Origin of the sequence: Pseudomonas sp. (assembly GCF_040514055.1) — a bacterium.
Lineage (GTDB): Bacteria > Pseudomonadota > Gammaproteobacteria > Pseudomonadales > Pseudomonadaceae > Aquipseudomonas.
In genome coordinates this window covers 1-4628 of sequence record NZ_JBEVDL010000091.1, presented here as the reverse complement: position 1 = coordinate 4628, position 4628 = coordinate 1, and the positions used below count along the sequence as shown (strand labels likewise).

3 protein-coding genes are annotated in these 4628 nt (G+C 63.1%); 2 read left to right on the top strand and 1 reads right to left on the bottom strand.

The genetic code is table 11. From position 1 onward, the window contains the following. On the top strand, nucleotides 1-1305 hold a 1305-nt coding region (locus ABWY06_RS24210), incomplete at its 5' end, for a heavy metal sensor histidine kinase (protein ID WP_353928142.1). A 154-nt stretch (nucleotides 1306-1459) separates the two neighbouring features. Next, entirely contained in the window at nucleotides 1460-3841 is a 2382-nt protein-coding gene (locus ABWY06_RS24205) for a DUF3772 domain-containing protein (RefSeq protein WP_323608511.1), read from the top strand. Nucleotides 3842-3955: 114 nt separating this feature from the next. Here the strand turns inward: ABWY06_RS24205 and ABWY06_RS24200 are convergent. Next, nucleotides 3956-4628: aldehyde dehydrogenase family protein (locus ABWY06_RS24200; RefSeq protein ID WP_353928141.1), on the bottom strand; the 673-nt coding region annotated here is incomplete at its 5' end.

The following is a 4628-nucleotide window of genomic DNA, read 5'->3' as shown; positions in this document are numbered from 1 at the left end:
GACCTGGAGCGCGAATTGGTCCGCCGTGATGACGCGGCGCTGATCACCCGCATCGATCAACTGCGCACGTTCCTCAACGACAGCAACACCCTGGAGCTGATCCGCAGCAAACCCGCGCTGTTCCAGAACATGCTCGGCAACCGCGAAGCCCTGTTGAGTATCGGCGCGCCCGGGCAACCGCCGTTGCTGCAGGTGAATCCGGGCAATCTGGACATGCCCGTATTGACCCCCATGGCCATGGACCACCCACTGGGCCTCGGCGACGTGCAGCACTTGCCCAACGTTAATGGCGTACCTTTTTCCGCACTGGCGGCGACCATCGCCTCCGGTGACCAGGGCACGCTGGAAGTGGTGACCGGGCGCCTGATGACTGAACGCACGGCGGTGCTCGCCAGTTACCGGCTCAACGTCTACCTGTTCGCCAGCGTGGCGGCGATTCTGCTGGCACTTTCCGGCTACGTGCTGGTGCAGCGCGGCCTGTTGCCGGTGCGGCGCGTGGCCCGGCATGCCCAGGGCATCGGCGTCGGTAATCTCGGCGAACGCCTGGACAGCCAGGGCGCGCCGCTGGAGTTGCTACCGATGATCGAGGCCTTCAATGCCATGCTCGACCGCCTCGGCAGAGGTTTCGTGCAACTGGGCCAGGTGTCCACCGACATGGCCCATGAGCTGCGCACGCCGATCAATAACCTGCTCGGTGAAACCCAGGTCGCCCTGCAGCAAGACCGCAGCATCGAGCATTATCAACAGTTGCTCGCCTCCAATGTCGAGGAACTTGAGCGCCTGGCACGCATGCTCGACAACATGCTGTTCCTGGCCCGCACCGACCCGGCCAGTGCCCTGCGCCAACGCCAGGAACTGGGCGCCCTGGATGAAATGGAACGCATGGCCGACTATTTCGAAGGGCTCGCGGCGGATGTCGGAATCGCCATCAGCGCCCAAGGCAGCGGTGTGATCTGGGCCGAGCCGATGCTGTTGCGCCGCGCCCTGGCCAACCTGTGCGCCAACGCCATCAAGTACGGCGCGCCGAACTCCGAGCTGGCGATCTGCGCCACGCCCTCTGCCGATGGCATCCGCTTGCAGGTGCGCAACCAGGGCCAGACGATCCCCGCCGAACACCTGCCCCGACTGTTCGAACGCTTTTACCGCGTCGACGAATCCCGCGAGCGCTCGGCGCAATCCAACGGCCTGGGGTTGTCGATCGTGGCGACGATCATGCAGTTGCACAACGGCCAGTGCAGCGTCACGAGTGCTGATGGTGTGACGTGTTTCGAGTTGTTCTTTCCGGCCCGGCGAGCGGGCGAATAACGCCAGCAAATCGAATGCGATCCCCTGTAGGAGCTGCCGCAGGCTGCGATCTTTTGATCTTGCCGTTGCACTTGCGACCAAAAAAGCCTCGATAACGTTGAGTCATGACCTAACCTCATAGGTTGGAGTGACACATAACCAGTCGAGCACGCCGATGCGCAATGCCTTGAGCTTCGTGATTCTCATCGCTTTACTGTTCGGGCCGAGCGCCGGATGGCTATCGGCGGCGCCCATGCCCGATATCCCCACAAACGCCCAGCCACCCGCTTCCGCCAGCGTTTCCGACAGCGATCTGGAGGCGCTGCAGGGCCAACTCGGCAGCTACAAGCAGCAAGTGTCACAGGCCATCAACTACAGCCAGCTGGAAAGCCCGCAGGATCTGGTGCAGGCGCTCGTCAAGGAGGTCGATCGCCTCTCGGCACTGCTGTTGCCCGAGCAGGACCAGTTGCAGGCGCAATTGGGCGTGCTGGGCCCGCCGCCAGTGGCGGATGCCGCGCCCGAGAAGTCCGATATCGCCCTCCAGAGAATCACCCTGACCGAACAGAAATCCCGGGTCGACGCCAAACTGAAAACCCTGGTAGCGCTCAAGGCCAGCGCCGCCGAACTGCTGACCCAGATTGCCGCCATCCGCCGCAGCCTGCTGGAAACCGAAATGACCCAGCGGACCAGGAGCGTACTCAACCCCTGGTTCTGGGCCCCCCTGCTCAATCCGCCAGAGCATGACCGGGAAAAATTCAGCGCCTTCCTGCACCAGATCAAGGACACCCTGGACGCCACCTGGCAACCGGGCGCGCGCCTGCTGACCAGCCTGTTGATCGCGATGGCCGTGCTGCTTTGGGTCGTGGGACGGCGGCTGGCCGAACGCGGGCTGACCTGGTTGTGCATCCATCGCATGCCGGAAGGTCGCCTGCGGCGTAGCGCCCTGGCCCTGGCCTCGGTCATCGCCACGGTGCTGACGGCCTGGATAGCCTTGCGCCTGCTGTTTTTTGCCTTCACCCGCGAACTGCCGCTGACGCCACAGCTGACGGGGTTTTCCCAGGACTTCGAAAAGATCGTCTATACCTGCGTGCTGATCCTCGGCCTGAGTCGCGCACTGCTGTCCACGCAGCACCCCTCATGGCGCCTGCCAAACTTTGCCGATCCGCTCGCCCTGGCGATGGAGCCCTACCCGGCACGGCTGGCCTGGACACTGCTGTTGCTGGTATCGCTGGCGCAGATGACCAACGCCACCAGCATGAGCGCGGAGCTGGTGATCTCGGTCCGGGGCGCGGTCGCCCTGATCGTCTCGGTCATGATCGCGATGCTGCTGTTTCGCGTCAGCAAAACCCGCCGGGACATGGTCATGGCGGGGGTCGCCCCCGAGGCTGGCCGGACCTTCGCCGGGCTGATCTATTCGTTCGCCAGCATTGCGATCGTGATTTCACTCCTGGCCTTGCTCGCCGGCTACGTATCGCTGTCGCGCTTCATCACTTACGAACTGGTGTGGTTCTACATCATCTTCGCCGGCTTTTATTTGCTGACCCAGCTGGTCAAAGACGGCTGCGAACACCTGTTTTCCCCCCGCACCTCCACCGGCAAGTCCTTGAAACAGCTATTGGGCATTGGCGATACGCGGCTGGAACAGATTTCGATCATCCTCTCCGGTGCCGGCCGCGCCTCGTTGTTGCTGATCGCGCTGATCACCCTGGTGGTGGGTGGCATCGGGTCGACCCTCGAACAACTGGCCACCAACATCCTCGCCATCCTCGGTGGCGACGGCCTGCGCAGACTGAACATCGTCCCGGCCAACCTGTTGCATGCCTTGCTCGCCGTGATCATCGGCGTCTACCTGATTCGTTCGCTGCGGCGCTGGCTGGACAACGAATTCCTGCCGAAAACCGAAATGGACCCGGGCATGTGTGCCTCGCTCAGCACGCTATTTTCCAACATCGGCTATGCCCTGGTGCTGCTGCTGATGCTGTCGTCGCTGGGGGTCAAGTGGACCAACCTGGCCTGGATCGTCAGCGCCCTCTCGGTGGGCATCGGCTTCGGCTTGCAGGAGATCGTCAAGAACTTCGTTTCCGGCATCATCCTGTTGACCGAGCGCCCGGTGAAGGTCGGCGACCTGATCAGCATCAGCGGGGTCGAAGGCGACATCCGCCGGATCAACGTGCGGGCCACCGAAATACAGCTGGCCGACCGCTCGATCGTGATCGTGCCGAACTCGCAATTGATCTCGCAGAACCTGCGCAACGTCACCCTCGGCGGCAGCGCCCAGGGGGTGGCGTCACTCGAACTGATGTTCCCGCTGGACATCGACCCCGAGCAGGTGCGCAACCTGCTGTTGGACACCTTCCGCGAGCACGAGACCATCCTGGAGAAGCCGGCACCGGTGGTGCGCTTCAGCCAGCTCAAGCCTGAAGGCATTACCCTGACCGTCACCGGTTATGTCAGCAGCCCACGCATGGTGGTTTCGATCAAGAGCGAGCTGCTGTTCGAGATTCTCAAGCGGCTGGGCGCCGCCGGGATTGAACTGGCGAAACCGCCAACGGCGTAACGCGGCTTATGTAGGAGCTGCCGCAGGCTGCGATCTTTTGATCTTGCTTTTTTACAATCAAAAGATCGCAGCCTCGTTTCACTCGTCAGCTCCTACACAGCTCCTACAGGTTCATCAGTGGGCGATACACACCGATTTAAGCTCGGTGTAGGCCTCGATCACCGCACGACCGAACTCGCGCCCCATGCCCGATTGCTTGACGCCACCGAACGGCATCGCCGGGTCGAGCAGCACGTGGGCGTTGACCCACACCGTACCGGCTTCGATGCGCGGCACCAGGTTCATGGCCTTGCCCAGGTCGTTGGTCCACAGGCTGGCGGCCAGCCCGTAACGGTTGTCGTTGGCCAGCGCGATGACCGCGTCTTCATCGTCGAACGGCATCACCCCCAGCACCGGACCGAATACCTCTTCGCGCGCCACTGCCATGCTGTGGTCGATGTCGGCGAGAATGGTCGGCTGGACGAAGAAGCCCTCGCCTTCCAGCAACTCGCCGCCCGCCACCACCCGCGCACCTTCCTGGCGGGCCAGCTCGATGTGCTTGAGCACGCTTTGCTGCTGCTTGCGCGACACCAACGGGTTGATCGCCGCTTCGCCGTTCATGCCCGCGCCAATCGGCATTGCCGAGACCGCCGCCGCGAGTGCTTCGACAAACTGGTCGTGGATCGAACGATGCACGTAGAAGCGCGAGGCCGCCGCGCACACCTGGCCATTGTTCAGCAGGCCGCCGAGGATCGCGCCCTGCACGGCTTTTTCGATGTCGGCATCGGCGAGCACGATCATCGGGTTC